We start from the raw sequence: 17,803 nt of genomic DNA, 5'->3' as shown, positions 1-17,803 counted from the left end.
CGCTTGCTTAGTATTATTTTGTTACATTGATACTTGGTTTGAGGCCCAGTCCTGCTGCGTTTGGACTTTAAAATCAGCCCTAATGAGTTCCTCTTCCCGCTCCCCCAATTCTAAACCCGAGCAAAGCTCCGGTTCCTGGCTTGCCCGCCTCATCATCAAGACCTCGGTCTTTTTTGTGGGGCTTGGTCTGTGTGCCGTCCTGCTTGGGTCGCTTGCGCTGGCTTTGGCCTGGCCAAACCTGCCTGACCTTAGCGCCATGATCGACTACCGCCCCCGAGTGCCGCTGCGCATTTACACGGCGGATAAGGTGTTGATCGGCGAATTTGGTGAAGAACGCCGCAATGTGTTGCGTTTTGACGAAATTCCCGATGTCATGAAATCGGCCATTCTGGCGGCCGAGGACGATCGTTTCTACCAGCACGGCGGTATTGACTGGATGGGTGTTGGCCGCGCTGCCTTGGCCAATATGACCCATATGTCCAAGACCCAGGGAGCCAGTACGATCACCATGCAGGTAGCGCGTAACTTCTACCTGTCATCGGAAAAGACCTATACCCGCAAGTTCTACGAACTGCTGCTGACCTTCAAGATTGAAGCCACGCTAACCAAAGACCAGATCCTGGATCTGTACATGAACCAGATCTATCTGGGACATCGTGCTTATGGTTTTGCAGCAGCCTCACGAACGTATCTGGGCAAGCAACTGGGCGAAATCACCACAGCAGAAGCCGCCATGCTGGCCGGTATTCCCAAAGCCCCCTCGCGCTTCAACCCCATTGCCAACTTCGAGCGTGCCAAAACTCGCCAAGCCTATGTGCTGGGCCGCATGCGTACCCTGGGCTACATCACTGAGCAGGAATACCAGGACGCGATGGCACAGGAAATCGTCGTGAAATCGGCTCTGGGTACGCCTGCAGGTGGCTACGCCATCCACGGTGAATACGCAGCTGAACTGGCTCGCCAACTGCTGTACGGCGTCTACCAGGACAATGTGTACTCGCGCGGCTTCAATATCTACACCACGATCAAGTCCACCGACCAGGAAGCGGCTTACCTGGCCGTACGCAACGGTATCCTGGATTACACCCGTCGTGCCCCTTACACCGGCCCGCAAGGCCAGGTGGATCTGCCTGCCGGTATTGAAAACGATCACGCACAGCTGGATTCCATTCTGGATGACTTGCAGGACAAGTACCCCGACACAGGCGATTTGCTGACCGGTGTGGTGCTCGATGCCAGCCCCAACCAGATTCGCGTGGCCCGTACCGCCCAGCAAATTATTGATGTCAACGACAAGCGCGCCCTGAAGATTGTCGCTCGTGGCCTGGTGAAAAACGCCAAGGCAGACGTACGCATTCAGCGCGGTTCCGTGGTCTATCTGTTCCGCAATGGCGATTACTGGGAAGTGATCAATATGCCTGCGGTGCAAGCGGCTTTTGTGTCGGTACGCCCGCAAGACGGCGCTATCCAGGCCATGGTGGGCGGTTTCCACTTCTCGGACGGGAAGTTCAACCGCGTCACGCAAGCCTGGCGTCAACCCGGCTCGGCCTTCAAGCCCTTCATCTACGCCTCCTCGCTAGAGCGCGGTCTGACTCCGGCCACGCAGATTTCAGACGAACCTTTTGTTCTGACCGCGGCCCAGACCGGCTCCAAGCCCTGGACACCCAAGAACTACGGTCGCACCTACGAGCCCATGCTGACCATGCGCCAAGGTTTGTATAAATCCAAAAACATGGTGTCCATCCGTATCATGCAGGCCGTCGGTCCCAAGTATGTGCAGGAATACGTGACCCGCTTTGGTTTCGACAAAGCCCGTCAACCCGCCGTGCTGCCACTGGCTCTGGGCGCAGGTAGCGTAACGCCCCTGCAAATGGCCGGTGCTTACTCGGTCTTTGCCAATGGCGGTTACCGCACCGAGCCCTACCTGATCGATTACGTAACCGACAGCACCAACAAAGTCATCATGCGTGCCAAGCCCATTGTGGCCGGTGATGCGGCTGCCCGTGCCATCGACGCCCGTACGGCTTACGTCATGAACGATTTGCTGCGCGGTGTGGCAACTTCCGGTACTGGTGCCCGTTCCTCGCGCGAATTGAAGCGTACGGACATTGGTGGCAAGACGGGTACCACCAACGACTCCCAGGACGCCTGGTTTGCCGGTTACACGCCAGATCTGGTCGGTATTGCCTGGATGGGCTTTGACAAGCCACGCAGCCTGGGTTCGGGTGAAACCGGCGGTGGTGCTTCCATGCCTATCTGGATCAACTACATGCGCGCCGCGCTCAAAGACAAGCCTATCGTCCCTCCAGGCCCCATGCCTTCCGGCCTGTCGCGCATCAATGGGGACTTCTACTTTGACGAATTCCCACCCGGACAAGCGATTGCCCGTGTTGGTCTGCCCGCTCCAGGTGACGGTGCCCTGCAACAAGGCGGTAGCGATCAAAGCGATGGTATTGGCGACCTGCTCCGGCAACTGGACTCTGACTCCGGTTCTTCGGGCACGCAAGCCCAGCCCTTCGTCCCCTTCTAAATCCAGTACCCAAACGCCGGCCTAGCCGGCGTTTTTTATGCTTTGCCCCTCACAGTGGCATAATGTTCTGCATTGTCTGCACTAGCTCAACACCTTATGAACAAACTACGTTCCTCCCGCCTGCTGGCCTTGCTGGCACTTAGCGTTTTTCTTAGCGCTTGCGGCTACAAAGGCCCCTTGTACCACCCTCCTGCGCAGGAAGCAGCGGACGCCCAAACAGCGCCGCGCTGATTTCCGCCCTGCTCGCTTAACCTCTGTTATTTGACGACACCATGACCGTTGCACCTCACTTCCAATTTCAGAACAACACGCTGCACGCCGAGCAAGTTCCCCTGAACAAGCTGGCTGAAGAATTCGGCACCCCTCTGTATGTGTATTCCCGCCAAGCCTTGCGCGACGCCTGGGAGTCCTATCGAGTGGCAGGCCAGGACCGCAAGTTGTTGGTGTGCTATGGCATGAAGGCCAACTCCAACCTGGCCATTCTGCAAGAATTCGCCCGTCTGGGTACCGGCTTTGACATTGTTTCGGGCGGTGAGCTGGCCCGTGTCATCGCCGCCGGTGGCGATCCAGGCAAAGTGGTGTTCTCCGGTGTCGGCAAACAGGTTTGGGAAATTGAAGCTGCCCTGAAAGCAGGCGTGAAGTGCTTCAACGTCGAATCCGAAGGCGAGCTGGAGCGCGTTGCACAGGTTGCTGAACGCATGAATGTGAAAGCGCCTGTTTCCTTGCGCGTGAATCCGGACGTGGATGCCCGCACCCATCCCTACATTTCCACCGGGCTGAAAGACAACAAGTTCGGCGTGCCTATTGATCAGGCTCCCCGCATCTATGCACGCGCCCAAGAGCTGCCCAGCCTGAATATTGTGGGTGTGGATTGCCATATCGGCTCACAGATTACCGAAGTCAGCCCCTACCTGGATGCGCTGGACAAGCTGATCAAGCTGATCCTGGCCCTGAAAGAGCAAGGCGTGAACCTGACTCATCTGGATTTGGGCGGCGGTCTGGGCATTCGCTACACCGACGAAACCCTGGTGACCCCTACCCAGCTGCTGACCGAAGTATTCGCCGCTCTGGACAAGAACGGCCTGGGCCATCTGGAAATCGTGCTGGAACCCGGCCGCTCCATGGTGGGCAATGCCGGTGTGCTGCTCAGCCGCGTGGAATACCTCAAGCATGGCGAGACCAAAAACTTCGCCATCATTGATGCCGCCATGAACGACTTGATTCGTCCCACTCTGTACGACGCCTGGCACGGCGTGGAAGCGGTAGAGCCTCGTCCAGTGACGGAGTCCACTCCCCGCTACGATCTGGTTGGCCCCATCTGCGAAAGCGGTGACTGGCTGGCTCGTGACCGTCAGCTGGATCTGAAACAGGACGATCTGGTCGCCATCATGTCCGCCGGTGCCTACGCCTTTACCATGGCCAGCCAGTACAACACCCGCCCCCGTGCGGCTGAAATTCTGGTCGACGGCGATCAGGTTCATGTGATCCGCCCCCGCGAAAGCCTGGAAAGTTTGTTTGCCACCGAACGATTGCTCCCTTAAAGGCGGGCAAGAATGCAGGTAACAACCATTCAGCCTTAAAGAACTCTCGAATCTGACCGTAAAACAGGCCGGGACTGCGCTGCCATCAGCAGGCATCGCAGTCCCGGCCTGTTGCGTCCTGTCCTAGCCAGGAACGCACAGATTTCGCTGTCAGTGGCCAGACAGTTCGATGGTAAGCGCTGGAGGCTGTACCACCATCATGACCACCCCAGGGATACCGACACACGGCTTTGAGCCTGTTACTTCGGCCAGCGAGCGCCTGATTCGCGGCTTGAGTCTTTACGTCATCCCTTTGTTTCTGATCATGCTCACTTTATGGGCATTACTGTTCCTGCCGAATCGCTACCCTACCGTTCCCGGTCAAAGTTTGGGCATTCAGGCGCTGGCCAGCCAGCAAGAGCATGCGGATCCAGAGTTACTGACGCAATTGGAAAATGCCCCGACCCGGCAACGATTGCACCTGAGCGAGCCCCATTGGCTGCTGCTGACCCTGCCCGCCCCCTTCCCCCAGCAGGACCAGGTCCTGCACTTTCCGGCCTCCCCGATTTCTTCGCTGCACTGCCAAGACGCCCGCAGCGGCCAAGCCCTGCGTAACAGTGAGCTGGACCCGCCTACCCCGCTGTCACCCGCCCCGGTAAAAAGCTACACCCTGGAATTGGGCCAGGCGAACCACCCCGACACCGTGCTGTGCCGTGTCGAGACCTCCCGCCCCACCCTCCTGCAAGCTCAGCTCTGGGCCAGCGCTGACGTCACCAACTCCTCGATCCGTCTTAGCCGTGGCATAGGGCTGCTGGAAGGCGGCTTGCTGACCATGGCCATGTTCATGCTGGTGCTGGCCGCCACCAACCGCGCCTGGATCTACCTGCTGCTGTCAGTCTGGCTGATTGGCAACCTGCGCCTGGGTTCGATGGCCATGGGCTGGGATACCCAGTGGCTAGGCCAGATTCTGCCCTCGCAGTACATGCCGGTGCTGCGTCAGGTGACCATCGCCTGCTACTTCATCCTGAGCTATTCCCTGTTTACGGTATTGCTGGGCAACTCGATTACCACCGCCCGCCTGCAACGCTTGCTGCCTACGGTGGGCATACTGGGCCTGATCCTGTTACCCGTGTCCCTGCTGGCCCCGGCGTCCGTGTTCCAGCCCGTCATGTGGGTCAGCACCATCTACGCGCTGTGCTGCGTCTCTGCCGTACTGCTGTCCATCCTCCTGCACACCCGCTCGCGCATCTTGCTCTGGCAACTGGTGCTGCTCAGCATGGCCCTGTGCATGCTGATTTCAGCCATCTTTCTGGTGGCCTTTGGTCGCTCCAGCTTTGTAGAGAACTTCAACGGTGTCATCGCCTTCCTGCTCTCCAATCTGATGGTGGCCCTGGCCGTGGGTGAACGCTTGCGAGAAGACCGCAGCGAATCCCTGCGCGCCCGTAACGAACTCATGGCCCACTACCTGCTGACCCCTGTCGGCATGTTCACCCTGAACGAATCCGGCGTTTTTCTGCGCATCAGTCCCATTCTGGCGCGCATGCTCAACATAGACGCAGACCCGAACGAAAGCACCATTCACTGGACCAATTTCTTTCCCGAACAAGACTGGAAAGCTGTCGCCCAAAGCACACAACATGGTCAGGACGTGACCATTACCTACTACGACGCCGATGCCCAGCCCTGCCAATTTGCCTTGCGTGTGGCCATCGTCAATCAGTGCATCGAAGGATCTCTGCAAGACATCACCGCCCGGGCCGAGACCTACCGCCAACTGCGCCTGATGGCCGACAACGATCCGGTTACCAATGTCCTGAACCAGCGCGGTATCGAAAAAGCACTGGACGGCTTGCTCAGCCGCAGCCAGGACGACAAACCCTGCCTGCTGGCCTATCTGGACCTGAACCACATCAAATATGTGAACGGCACCTTCGGCCATTCCTCGGGCGATGCCCTGCTGCTGAAAGTCTGCGAGCAACTGGAATCCGTCCTGCGCAGCAAAGACAAGATTGGCCGCATCGGCAGCGACGAATTTGTCATCATCTTTGAAGACTGCGAACCCGACCAGGCTCGCACTCTGGCCAATAGCGTACTGGAATCGCTGAACAAAAGCCCCTTGCTGGCTGGCAACCGCAGTTTCAACCTGCGCAGCACACTGGGACTGGTCGAAGTCGCCCCCGGCATGGCTCCGCAAGAAGCCATCTCCGCCGCCAGCCGAGCTGCCCGTGACGCCCGCCGCCTGCATCAGGACATGATTATCTACGGGCAGGACTCCAACGTCCTGCAAGAGCACGCCGAAGAACTACGTTTATTTGAAGAGCTGGAAGGTGGCTCTTCTCGCGCGCTATACCTGGAAATGCAGCCTATCGCTGCCTTGCGTCGCCCCATGGACAGCCTGAACTTCGAGGCCTTGCTGCGCGTGCGCGACTCCTCTGGCCAGCTCATCCCTACCGGCCGCATCATCGCAGCAGCAGAAGAAAGCGGCACCATCACCATCATCGATAAATGGGTGTTCTCCGCCACCCTGGAATGGATGTCCAAACACGAAGCTCAGTTGAGCAAGACCCAATGGGTCACCATCAACCTGAGCGGCGTGTCCCTGAACGACGACACCTTCATCAAATGGCTCTTCGACATCCTGGCCCGATTCGAACACCTGGCCCGCCGACTGTGTGTAGAAATCACCGAAGGCGTCGCACTGGACGACCTGGAGCACACACGTAATTTCATGCGTCGCCTGCAGAAAATGGGCGTGCGCATCGCACTGGATGACTTTGGAGCGGGGTACACCTCCTTCTCCTACCTGCGCGAACTGCCCGCCGATGCCATCAAGATTGACGGTGCCCTGATCTGCGACATGCTGAAGAAAGAAACCAACGTCGCCATCGTCCGCACTATCGTTGAACTGGCTAACAACCTAGGCATGATCAGCATCGCCGAATGGGTAGAAGACGTCCCCACCCTGAAAGCCCTGCAAGAACTGGGCGTGGACTACGTACAAGGCTTCATCATCTCCAAAGCCTGCACCCCTGCAGACCTGCTCAAAGCCAACGCCATGACCGACCTGGTCAACGACGCCGCCGCCAGACAGTTCCTGATCGAATCCCAGGACAAGTTCCCGCCCGCCATGTAAGTAGGTAAGCGCCCAAGCCCCACAGAGGGCCTGGGTGGCAAAGGACCGCGTTTCTCACCACATTGATGCGCCTTCATTGCAAATGTCATGGGGAAGCTATAAAAGCCTTCCTGACGCCATCATCACCCCGACACCCTGCCATATAAGAGCCTGAGTCTTCTGGCCCGATCGCACCACTTACCACTGCGTAATACCCAACTCTAAATTTCGCACTTCATATCTGCTACCGCTCCGAGTGCAGGCGCGTATCTAAAGTTGGAGCAGTAAATAGTTCTGAAGATAGATACAGACATCGAGCTAGCTTGGGTTTTAGCGGTCTAGATCTGAGTCTGGCTAAGCAAAGCCACCTCAATCCAACAAACTTCCGATTAACGCCTAACCCAAAAACCGCAATCACGCCTCCCCTAAACCCACCCACCATTCACCGAAAAAATTAGGACTGGTCCATAAATAAACACTGTGAGCCGCTGGTGTGCGGGTCGGGGTGTCGGGGCGATTCAGAGTGCTTGCCGCGGGCAGAAGATCGCGTAGGGGTTCAAGCATCCTGCTGTTTGAGCACGACGCTTATGGTTTGTCCGGGGGACAAACCATCGTGCGAGTTCAGGATGCGCCCTACGCGATCTTCTGCCAAGGGCACCGGTGCGCAGCACCGGCAAGCGCTCAAGCCCCGACACCCCGGCCCGCACACCAGCGGCGTCTCCCAGAGCTTATGCCCCCCCAAAGCACCATTCAAGCCCCTACCAGGCATCCGCCCCTAACAGGACAAGTAAACAGCCACAAAAAAACCCGAGTCCGGCACTCAGCCAAACTCGGGTTTCCCAATTCTACAACCGCCATTCCGAAGCCCAAACACAAGCACCCCAGAACAGCAGAAACCTTACAGCTCCCCGTAGGAATGCAGCCCCGACAAGAACATATTCACGCCCAGGAACGCAAAGCTGGTAATCAGCAGCCCACCCAGCGCCCAATACGCTGCCATCGTGCCTCGCAGCCCTTTAAGCAAGCGCAAGTGCAACCAAGCCGCATAGTTCAGCCACACAATCAAAGCCCAAGTCTCTTTCGGGTCCCACTGCCAGTATGTGCCCCAAGCATCAGCGGCCCACAAGGCCCCCAACACCGTTGCCACCGTAAAGAAGGCAAAACCCACCGCAATCGCCCGGTACATGATGTCATCAAGCACCTCCAGCGAAGGCAGTTTGCGCGAAATCGGACCACGGAAATACAGAATCGTACCCACGATCACACTACCGATACCGAAATACAGCATCCAGGTAGGCGACAACTCGCGCGAACCAAAAATCATGGGCTCGGCACACAGAATCGCACCCAGCAAAAACACCGGAATCAGCTTGGCACGCGAACGCGTCTCGCCATTTTCCTTAACCAGATACGCAAAACCCACCATGGCCGCCAACGAGAACGTACCGTAACCAATAAAGTTGGCCGGCACGTGCAGCTTCATCCACCAGCTTTTCAACGCAGGCACCAAAGGCTGGATCTGGTGTGCATCACGCGTGAAGGAATACCACAGCAGAAAAATAACCAGCGAGCTGATCGCCAACAGCACAAAGCCACCCAAGGCACGCGTGTTGTAACGACGCTCGTAATACATGTAGAACAAGGCCGTAATCAGCGCCAGCAGCACAAACACTTCATACAGATTGCTGACCGGGATATGACCGATGTCCGGGCCCAACAAGTGGCCTTCGCGCCAGCGCACCAGCAAACCGGTCATCCCGGCATAGATCGCCGCCCAGGTCAGCCCCGACCCCATCCAGGCCGCCGTATTGCTGAAAAAACCAGCCCAGTACATCACCGTAGCCAGAATGAACAGCGCGCACATCCACAAAATGGCGGACTGGGAAGAGAACAAATACTTCAGCAGAAAAACCGAATCGGCCTTTTCAATATCGCCGGTGCCCAAACCATCACCCGTGCTGTACAGCCAGACCGCCAGCAAAGCTGTCAAACCAGACAACACCAGCAGCGTGCGCAGCGGACGCCACAACCACCCCAGCCAGGCCACAAACGGCACAAAAGCCACCAGAATGATCTTTTCGTAGTAATCCATACTGGTGCTGTACACATTGAGCGCATACGCCGCACCCAAAGCCAGTACCACCAGAAACAGCACATCCGTCCAGTCCGGACGGCCACGGATACCGCGCCGGTCACCACTGGAAGCGATATTGTCTTGCCACATCGAGGGAGTGGCCGAAGAAAGGGTCTGCGCCATAGTAGCTACACCTTGTCAGACAGATAGCCGGTTGAACGCCGCTTTAAGGCGATCAAACTCGAGGTTAAAGTCCAAGTTGCGACGTTGAGATGTCATGGCAGCCATGACACTGCTGCCTTGGTTGTGAGGGCGAATCCAGACCCACACACGGCGATCCCGGATATAGAACATCGAGAACACGCCAATAATCAGAAACAAGCAACCCAAGTACACAATGTACATGCCGGGGCTGCGCGCCACCTGGAATACGCTGGCCTGAACTTGCTCAAAGCTGTCCAAGGTCAACATAACCGGTGCCGGGTAATCAGGCAGGTTGGCAAACGCCAGTACAGCAGACTGAATCCAGCGATTGGCATCGCTATTTTCCTGACTGTAATCCAGCTCTGGCAAACCTTGTTGCTGCCTGATCAAATCACGCAATTCCGACAGTGTGAACTGAATCATGGGAATTGCAAAACCCAGAATACGCTCGCGCTCGGCCTCGGGGACACGGCTGATCAAGCCATCAAAACCGGCACGCACAAACGTCTGCAAAGCGGTTCTGGATGCAGAGAGCATCAGCTCTTTTTGCTCGGGCGACGAAGAGTTACGCTCGGCAAAGCGCTCGGCCGCCTGGGTCACCAGGGCCTCGTTCTGCGTGGCCGCACGCAAATCCATGAATTCCTTCAAGGAACCCTTGTCGTCAGCCGGGAAACGCACATAGCGAAACGGCTCGGCAGGCGAGAAACGCATACCGGCCAGAAACACCAGGGTGCCATCCAGCTCCACCGGCAGCATGTAGTTCACAAACTCGCGGGACTGGCCCTGATCGTCGATCAAGCGATAGTTCACGCTGGGGCCGACGTTCTTCAGATGCTGATCTTTCTTGTTGGCAGCGCTACCAGTAACCGCGGCTACGTGTTCAATCATGGCCTTGGGCTGAGGATCACCCTCAGTCAGGTTCTCCACGTTGATGGGGCGCAGCTCGGTCAACTGAACCGTCAAAGCATGTTCGTTGGGGCTTTCCTGGGCCGCAATGCCTACGGTTTCGCCCACTTTGCCATTTAGCGCAAAGGTCTTGGAGCCAGGGCCTACCAAGGGGTAACCCTTCAGGCTGAGGATACTGCCGCCATCGTCAAAACCGGACTGGTAAACCGTGACACCCTTGTAGCGCAGCGGCTCGTTCACCTCGATGGTGCGCTCGAACGTATCGCCCGTGACGGGATCGGTAACTTCCACTTCACTCTTGAAGCTGCTGGGCATGCCGGTTGAGTAGTACTCCACCAGGAAACGCTTGAGTTCCAGGGCAAAAGGCAAGGGCTGAATCAGGACGCCTTCACCGGAATTGACCACGGCAGTAGCCGTACGGGCTCCCTCTGGCACCAGCATATTGGCGCGGAAGCTGGGATTGCCCAAGCCCAGTCGACCCGACTCGGGAACCTGGGAAATCAGCATGTTTTCAGTAATGGGCTGTTTGCCACCCAGCCACACTTGCAGGCGCACGGGCAATTCGCTGTCGAGCAGGCCGCCCACACAGATCACCACAATCGCCAAGTGGGCAAAAATGTAACCCAGCTTGTTGGCGCTGCCCTTCTTGGCCGCCATCATCATGCTGCCGTCGTCATCCTGACGCACGCGCACGGCGTAACCCTGGGACTGCAACCAGCCTTGCACCTGCTCGCGATTATGTTCGGGAGCACCGGCGCTTTCCAGTTCAACACGGTGGGGAAAGGCTTTCAGACTGCCGCCGCGCACATGCTCTTTGAACGTGCGCATTTCACGGATCATCTTGGGGGCATTACGAATGACGCACAGCGTGGTCGAGACCACCAGAAACGTCATGATGACCATGAACCAGCCACTGTTATAGATGGACCAGATCGAGAAATGGTCGAAAAATTCAAACCAGTACGGCCCGAATTGATCGATATACGTATTGGCCGGCTGATTTTGCGCCAGAACAGTGCCGATCAGACTAGCTACGCAAATGAACATCAGCAAGCTGATGGCAAAGCGCATCGAACCGAGCAATTCCAGAAAATCGGCCGCAAAGCGACGTACGGGGGATACTTTTTTCACAAAGGCTAGCTTAGGAGGTGGGGGGTTTCACCGGAAACATCCAGACTTTGAACGCAGAACGCGCACAAAGTTCGATCGCTGGACAAAACACCAACACGAGACCCGGCCCAAATCGGCACTGCCCGTTGTTAAGGCTCCCAAACTGCCATGACTATCAGGAAGCTGGGGCCAAAAAGCGAATGTCAGGCTTCAGACAGTCAGGGGGCCAATGGCCCCCTTGGACTGATTAACGCAGGCCAGCTGCGAAATCTGACACGGCTGCAATGTCGGCGTCCGACATGCGATCCGCGATGTCATGCATCATCGGGCCATTGGCACGGTCGCCGCTGCGGAACAATTTGAGCTGTTCGGCAATGTAGGCAGGGTGCTGGCCAGCCAGACGGGGGAACTGACCGGGCATACCAGCGCCATCAGGCGAGTGGCAAGCGGCACAGGCCGCAACACCGCGCTCGGGCAAACCGCCGCGCCAGATCTTCTGGCCACGTTCCATGGTGTCTTCTTTGGTAGCGTTAGCTGCCTGATCCCAGTTCACGGGCTGTTGGGACAGGAAGAAAGCCACGTTTTGCATATCTTCTTCGGTCATGCCGGCAGCAATGGCGGTCATCAGGCTGTTGGCGCCCTCAGGGCCGCGACGGGAAGGCACAGACTTCTCGTCCTTGGCACGGAAATCGTGCAGCTGCTTGACCAGGTACTCGTACGGCTGGTGAGCCAGCGACGGGTTGACCGGAATAATACTGTTGCCGCCATCCCCGTGACAGGTCACACAGGCCAGCACGCCACGCGACATCTCACCTTGCAGGTAGAGCTGCTCGCCTTTGGCGGCATCTGGCTTGGGCAGACCAGCTGCATTGGCCACGTTAGCGGTAAAAACCACAGAGCAAGCCATCGTCAGGCTGCTTGCGATAACGACTCGGGAAAGCGCACGCTTCATTTGGACCTCGATAATCGCGAATCAATCGGGGTGCCGCATGCGCCCCGCAAAAGCCACCGTAAGCCGCTGGTCAGTACCCAGTGGACTACGACATTACTGTTTCAAATCGAGAGATTATACAATAGGCGCTGAACCAATATGGAATTACGCTGCAACCATGTCGATACTGCACCGCGCTCACTTCACGATTTCAGCTGCTCAGATCGATCAGCTGCCTCCTCCCGGACCGCCAGAGGTCTGTTTTGTGGGGCGCTCCAATGCGGGCAAATCCTCCGCCATCAATGTGTTGGCCAACCAACGGAAACTGGCTTTTTCCAGTAAAACGCCGGGACGAACACGCCTGATCAATATGTTCGGCATCCCCGACCCGCTCTCGCCGGGCGACTTTCTGGGCCACCTGGTGGACTTGCCCGGCTACGGCTACGCCGCCGTGGCGCGCCACGAAAAGCAGGACTGGGCCGAAATTCTGGGCGAGTACCTGGTCTCCCGCCCCTCGATTGCCGGCATTGTGTTGCTAATCGACATCCGACGCGGCGTGACCGACCTGGATATGCGCCTGGCCGACTGGATTGCGCCTACCGGCAAGCCCGTACTGGCTCTTTTGACCAAGGCCGACAAACTGCCGTATGGTCAACGCATCAAGGCGGTGGCCGAAGTGCGCCGCCAACTCCGGGAAATTGGCGCCCTGCATGCGCTGCCCTTCTCCTCCACTGATCGTATCGGCTTGCCCGAAGCGACCGAATGCATCGAAAACTGGATTTCTCCGAAGGTTGTTCCATGACTCGTTTTATTCCTCCTGCCGACTTTCCAAACACTCGCCTGCGCCGTAACCGCCGCGACGAGTTTTCCCGCCGTCTGGTGCGCGAAAACCGCCTGTCCACAGACGACCTGATCTACCCGGTCTTTGTACGTGAAGGCGAGAAAGTTCAGGAGCAAGTGGGCTCCATGCCCGGCGTCATGCGCTATTCGCCTGATGAACTGATGCGCGTGGCCGAACAGTGTCTGGAGCTGGGCATCCCCGTGTTGTCCCTGTTCCCGTCCATCGACCCGTCCCTGAAAACGCCGGATGGCAGCGAAGCCGCCAACCCGAACGGCCTGATTCCGCGCGTGGTGGGCATGCTCAAGCAGCAATTCCCCGAGCTGGGCGTGCTGACTGACGTGGCTCTGGACCCCTACACCAGCCACGGCCAGGACGGCATTCTGGACGAAGCCGGTCACATCCTGAACGAAGAAACGGTCGCCATGCTGATCCGCCAGGCCCAGACGCAAGCCCAGGCTGGCGTGGACATTGTGGCCCCCAGCGACATGATGGACGGCCGCATCGGCTCCATTCGCGCTGCTCTGGACAAGGACCAGTTCATCCACACCCGCATCATGGCTTACTCGGCCAAGTACGCCAGTGCCTTCTACGGCCCCTTCCGCGACGCGGTGGGCTCGGCTGCCAATCTGGGGCGTTCCAACAAGAACACCTACCAGATGGACCCCGCCAACCGTAACGAAGCCCTGCGCGAAGTGGCCGCCGATATCCGCGAAGGTGCCGATATGGTCATGGTCAAACCTGGCCTGCCTTACCTGGACATCCTGCGCGACGTAAAAGACGCCTTTGGCATGCCAACCTACGCCTACCAAGTCAGTGGCGAGTACGCGATGATCAAGGCCGCCGCCCAGAACGGCTGGCTGGATCACGACAAGGTCATGATGGAGTCTCTGCTGGCATTCAAGCGTGCTGGTGGCGACGGCATTCTGACCTATTTCGCCATCGAAGCCGCCAAGCTGATGCGCGAACAGAACTGCTGATTCACATCAATCAGAACGCAAAAAACGCAGCCTGTGAGCTGCGTTTTTTGTTGTGTGTACGCGACGATCTATCGTCTGTTAAGCCCTGATAAGGCCGATTCGGGGCAAATCAGGAACTTCAGGCACCGGCCAGAACCTCATCCAGCACCTTGGAAAAGCGACTGGCATCCTGAAAACCGATCACGCGCAATTGTTCCAGCTGTTTTCCCTTGGAATCGAAAAACATGATGCCGGGAGGGCCAAACAGGCGGAAATGTTTCAGCAACTCCCTGTCCTCGGGAGTGTTGGCTGTCACATCCACCTGCAGCAAATCAAACTGTGCCATACGCTGTGCAACCGCAGGATCACTGAACGTGAAATTCTCCATTTCAATGCAGGACACACACCAGTCTGCATAGAAATCCAGCATGACGGGTCGGGTGGTCTTGGCCAGCCGTTCTTCCAGCTCCTGCAAGGTGAGTACGCGCTGAAACTCCACTTTGCTTTGAGCGGCTGCCACCGTACCGGACGATTTCAGCCCTTCCAGTGGACGAATCACGCTAGGACGACCCAGGGCAATACTGATCATCATCATGATGGCCCAGACCGCCAGCATCATGCCTACGCCCTGACGCAAACCCGACCAAGGTGTGCGCGCTGCCGTACCGCGCCCAAATGCACCCAACAAGGCCGCGGCCCACAAAGCCAAAACGACCCAGCCAAAGACCGCGATCGTGCCGGACATCAAGGGCGAGACCATCCACCAGGCCGTAGCCAACAGCAAGACACCAAATGCGGTTTTGACACTTTCCATCCAGGCACCGGCCTTGGGCAACACACTGCCAGAACCCGCGCCCACAATCAGCAGCAACACGCCCGACCCCCAGGCCAAGGCGAACAGAGCCGAGCCGCCCAGGACCACATCACCCGTCTGCGAGATAAACAGCAGCACACCCGCCAAAGGCGCTGCTACACAAGGGCCGACGATCAGCGCAGACAGCATGCCCATCAGGAACACACCACCCATCTGCCCGCCCGGCAAACGGTTCATGGTTTCATTCAGGCGATTTTGCAGCGCTGCCGGGGCCTGAACCGTAAACACATCCAGCATGGACAAGGCCAGCACCACCAGGATCAGGGCGAACAAGCCCAAAACCCACGGATTCTGCAACCAGCTTGCCAAGCCTGCGCCCAGCAAACCTGCCGCCACACCCAGCAAGGTGTAGACCAGAGACAAGCCCAGCACAAAGGCAAAAGCCATTTTCAAACCATGCCAGCGCGATGGCGCAGGCTGATTACGGCCCGCAATGATGGACAGCAGAATCGGCACCATCGGCAAGACGCAGGGTGTAAAGGACAGCAGCAAGCCGAACACAAAGCTCAGCAGCACAATCTGCCCCCAACCTGCTTGCTTGAGATAATCCGCCAAGCCCACATCACTCAGGCTCAAGGCCGACGCGACACCACCTGTGCTGGCAGATGTAGCCGTAGACGTCGTGGCTGCGGTGTCTGCTTTCTGATCCGAGCCTTCACCCGGCGCAGGCACCGACACCACACCAAAGGGGCCTGCCACTTCCCAGCCCTGTCCGGTGGGGATCAGGGTCAAGGTTTGCGTAGAGGGGGAATAGCACAGGCCAGCATCGGCACAACCCTGGCTGACCACATCAATTTTCAGATCCTGGCCCGTACCGCTATCGGCCAGAACAGGCACTCGCAGGGTGACCGAGTTGCGGTAGACCTCCATGACTTCGTCAAAGGTAGGGTCGTACACCTTTTCGCCATCGGGAAGCTGGGGAGTACCCAAATGCTCGGCCTTCTCGGTCGAGATCCCGAAGCGCTTGCGATACATATAGTATTCAGGCGCAATCTGGAAATGGATATCCAGCTGATCGGGCTGGCTCATGGCCGCGGTCAGTACAAAAGCCTGTTCCGGGTCCAGAAACTCTTCTTCTGCCTGCGCCGTCAATGGCGTTGCCAGCCAGGCCAGCATCAGGACAAAGAAAACAGCAAACCACGCGCCAAGACGCTGGGCAGAAAACGGGGAACGCTTCAAAGACAAAGGCACAAATCTATTCCGGTTTTTTAGGCTGGGCTATCTAAGATCACGCTGGACGCGTCTGGGTGCGGACCCAATCCAGATAAGCGGTGAAACCACCAACAACCGGAAGCACAATCAATTCGGGCAGCTCGTAAGGATGCTGCTCTCGCAAGCGATCTGCCAGTTCCGGTAGCCGGGCCACTGTGGTTTTGAAAGTCAGCGTGATTTCCTCATCACCCTGTAACTCCCCTTGCCACATGTACATAGACAAACTGGCGGGCGCAAGGTTCGCACAAGCGGCAATTCCATCTTCAACCAGGTGATGAGCCAGGTACTTGGCCAGCATCATATCGGGCACCGTCGTCTGCACCAGCACCAATTGCTGTGCATCCAGATCGGGCAAGGTCAAGGCCAGTTTGGGTTTGGAACTGGAGGAATTCTCAGAGGACATGCAGGGCTCCTAATCAAGCCCTTAGTGTAGCGCCGGATGCCGGCGCTTAGATGCTGGACCGAGGTCGAGTCAGGCCGCTTAATGTTTCAGAGGGGCGCTCGCCATAGCGATGTCGATAGTCAGCAGAGAACTGTCCCAGGTGGGCAAAGCCACAGGCCAGGGCCACTTCGGTGACTGACATGCCACCTTCCTGCAAATATCGGCGGGCCGCTTCCAAACGCATCTGCTTTAGACGCGCCATCGGTGCGACACCCAAATGTTCCCGGAACCCCGCATACAGACTGCGCACACTAACACCTGCCGCTTGGGCTATATCGCCAATCGTGATGGGCTGGCCGGTCTGACTTTCCATGAAATCCAGGGCACGTCGCAAAACATGCGGCAAGGCTGCCGCGGTCTTATGGGCGGGCTGATTGTGCTGGTGCAGCTCGAACAAGGCATAAATCAGGGTCTGCTCGAATTGGCGTACCTGACGGGGCTGATCAAACAAAGTACCGTCCGACACTTCGGCAAACTGCCAATCCAGCAAGCGGCGCAAACTGGCTCCGCCAGGCGCATCCAAAGGAATGGAAGGCTGAAACTCCAAGGGGCCGCGTACAGGCTGCGCAAAATACTCCTGATAGTGGCGCTCCAGCCCTTGGCGTCCAATACGCACAAACAGCTTATCGGCCTCCAGACTATGTTCCATGCTGAAGTCTTGAGTCGGGCTGATGATGGAAGCCAGGCGAGAGGTAGACGCGAAACGTCCGTGCGCCGTATGAATCTGCTCTTGTCCCGACAGAGGAATTTGCAAGAGATAGAAGTCGTCCAGTGGCTGGGGCTGAATCTGCACCTGCGCGCCATAGCGCAAACGACCATAGGCCACATCCTGGCCTTGGCGTAGATACAAGCGTGCATTCAGACGCTGACGAGTATCCGCCAGGGTCAGACTATGCGGGCAGAAAACCTGGGAGATATAGTGCTGAACGCAGTCCACATCCTGCGAATGCAGCTGGGCATAGCGATTCAGTATGGTGGTCATGAGCGTCGCAACAAGCGATAAAAAAAGCTGTGCCTCAGTGTGGCACAGCCTCTCGCACTGCAACATCGAGACTATCCCTAGGCCCGGCTAAGGTGCCAAGACAGAGACA

At 57.6% G+C, this 17,803-nt stretch carries 12 protein-coding genes; 6 read left to right on the top strand and 6 right to left on the bottom strand.

The genetic code is table 11. The annotated features are described in order from the left end of the window. Positions 1–82 precede the first annotated feature (82 nt). The 4 genes from M2Q46_RS12850 (at position 83) to M2Q46_RS12835 (ending at position 7,183) form a co-directional block, all read left to right on the top strand. Complete coding sequence (locus tag M2Q46_RS12850; protein WP_035269617.1) at positions 83–2,530, top strand: penicillin-binding protein 1A; 2,448 nt, start codon at positions 83–85, stop codon at positions 2,528–2,530. A gap of 96 nt (positions 2,531–2,626) precedes the next feature. Next, positions 2,627–2,761, top strand: coding sequence for a lipoprotein (locus M2Q46_RS12845; protein ID WP_080655585.1), 135 nt, complete (start codon positions 2,627–2,629; stop codon positions 2,759–2,761). 41 nt (positions 2,762–2,802) lie between these two features. After that, the gene (lysA, locus tag M2Q46_RS12840; RefSeq protein WP_009461980.1) at positions 2,803–4,071 is read left to right on the top strand and encodes a diaminopimelate decarboxylase; all 1,269 of its coding nucleotides are present in this window, start codon (positions 2,803–2,805) and stop codon (positions 4,069–4,071) included. 199 nt (positions 4,072–4,270) lie between these two features. Then, positions 4,271–7,183: an EAL domain-containing protein gene (locus M2Q46_RS12835; protein WP_302357386.1), complete on the top strand. Its 2,913-nt coding sequence runs from the start codon at positions 4,271–4,273 to the stop codon at positions 7,181–7,183. An 877-nt stretch (positions 7,184–8,060) separates the two neighbouring features. Here M2Q46_RS12835 and ccsB read toward each other — a convergent pair. The 3 genes from ccsB to M2Q46_RS12820 all read right to left on the bottom strand — a co-directional run bounded on the left by ccsB (position 8,061) and on the right by M2Q46_RS12820 (position 12,408). Then, positions 8,061–9,419: a c-type cytochrome biogenesis protein CcsB gene (gene ccsB / locus M2Q46_RS12830; RefSeq protein ID WP_035269615.1), complete on the bottom strand. Its 1,359-nt coding sequence runs from the start codon at positions 9,417–9,419 to the stop codon at positions 8,061–8,063. Positions 9,420–9,434: 15 nt separating this feature from the next. Beyond that, the gene (locus M2Q46_RS12825) at positions 9,435–11,477 is read right to left on the bottom strand and encodes a cytochrome c biogenesis protein ResB (RefSeq protein WP_035269614.1); all 2,043 of its coding nucleotides are present in this window, start codon (positions 11,475–11,477) and stop codon (positions 9,435–9,437) included. Positions 11,478–11,703: 226 nt separating this feature from the next. Further along, complete coding sequence (locus tag M2Q46_RS12820) at positions 11,704–12,408, bottom strand: cytochrome c (RefSeq protein WP_026484814.1); 705 nt, start codon at positions 12,406–12,408, stop codon at positions 11,704–11,706. Positions 12,409–12,565: 157 nt separating this feature from the next. Here M2Q46_RS12820 and yihA point away from each other — a divergent pair, with 157 nt between their 5' ends. Then, positions 12,566–13,189, top strand: coding sequence for a ribosome biogenesis GTP-binding protein YihA/YsxC (gene yihA / locus M2Q46_RS12815; protein WP_009459957.1), 624 nt, complete (start codon positions 12,566–12,568; stop codon positions 13,187–13,189). After that, positions 13,186–14,205 carry a porphobilinogen synthase gene (hemB, locus tag M2Q46_RS12810; RefSeq protein WP_035269608.1) on the top strand — a complete coding sequence of 340 codons (1,020 nt, stop codon included), beginning with the start codon at positions 13,186–13,188 and terminating at the stop codon, positions 14,203–14,205. The genes yihA and hemB overlap by 4 nt, the downstream gene beginning before the upstream one ends. Positions 14,206–14,323: 118 nt before the next feature. Here hemB and dsbD read toward each other — a convergent pair whose 3' ends face one another. From dsbD to M2Q46_RS12795, 3 genes are read right to left on the bottom strand one after another with little or no spacing between them, the layout of a single operon-like run. Next, positions 14,324–16,249, bottom strand: coding sequence for a protein-disulfide reductase DsbD (gene dsbD, locus M2Q46_RS12805; protein ID WP_302357385.1), 1,926 nt, complete (start codon positions 16,247–16,249; stop codon positions 14,324–14,326). 37 nt (positions 16,250–16,286) lie between these two features. Continuing rightward, positions 16,287–16,673, bottom strand: coding sequence for a divalent-cation tolerance protein CutA (gene cutA / locus M2Q46_RS12800; protein WP_009459966.1), 387 nt, complete (start codon positions 16,671–16,673; stop codon positions 16,287–16,289). Positions 16,674–16,719: 46 nt separating this feature from the next. Continuing rightward, positions 16,720–17,694 carry an AraC family transcriptional regulator gene (locus M2Q46_RS12795; protein WP_009459968.1) on the bottom strand — a complete coding sequence of 325 codons (975 nt, stop codon included), beginning with the start codon at positions 17,692–17,694 and terminating at the stop codon, positions 16,720–16,722. Between the last annotated feature and the right edge of the window lie 109 nt (positions 17,695–17,803).

The sequence above is a fragment of the Alcaligenes sp. YSL9 genome (assembly GCF_030515105.1).
GTDB classification, from domain to species: domain Bacteria; phylum Pseudomonadota; class Gammaproteobacteria; order Burkholderiales; family Burkholderiaceae_B; genus Alcaligenes; species Alcaligenes phenolicus.
The sequence above is the reverse complement of the archived record's forward strand: the minus strand, read 5'-3'. Positions and strand labels throughout refer to the sequence as shown.

What these genes read in the sequence shown, in the direction of transcription:
- M2Q46_RS12845 (WP_080655585.1), top strand. Translation starts at nt 2,627, where the DNA reads ATGAACAAACTACGTTCCTCCCGCCTGCTGGCCTTGCTGGCACTTAGC.
- M2Q46_RS12835 (WP_302357386.1), top strand. Translation starts at nt 4,271, where the DNA reads ATGACCACCCCAGGGATACCGACACACGGCTTTGAGCCTGTTACTTCG.
- M2Q46_RS12795 (WP_009459968.1), bottom strand. Translation starts at nt 17,694, where the DNA reads ATGACCACCATACTGAATCGCTATGCCCAGCTGCATTCGCAGGATGTG.
- lysA (WP_009461980.1), top strand. Translation starts at nt 2,803, where the DNA reads ATGACCGTTGCACCTCACTTCCAATTTCAGAACAACACGCTGCACGCC.
- ccsB (WP_035269615.1), bottom strand. Translation starts at nt 9,419, where the DNA reads ATGGCGCAGACCCTTTCTTCGGCCACTCCCTCGATGTGGCAAGACAAT.
- M2Q46_RS12850 (WP_035269617.1), top strand. Translation starts at nt 83, where the DNA reads ATGAGTTCCTCTTCCCGCTCCCCCAATTCTAAACCCGAGCAAAGCTCC.
- M2Q46_RS12820 (WP_026484814.1), bottom strand. Translation starts at nt 12,408, where the DNA reads ATGAAGCGTGCGCTTTCCCGAGTCGTTATCGCAAGCAGCCTGACGATG.
- cutA (WP_009459966.1), bottom strand. Translation starts at nt 16,673, where the DNA reads ATGTCCTCTGAGAATTCCTCCAGTTCCAAACCCAAACTGGCCTTGACC.
- hemB (WP_035269608.1), top strand. Translation starts at nt 13,186, where the DNA reads ATGACTCGTTTTATTCCTCCTGCCGACTTTCCAAACACTCGCCTGCGC.
- yihA (WP_009459957.1), top strand. Translation starts at nt 12,566, where the DNA reads ATGTCGATACTGCACCGCGCTCACTTCACGATTTCAGCTGCTCAGATC.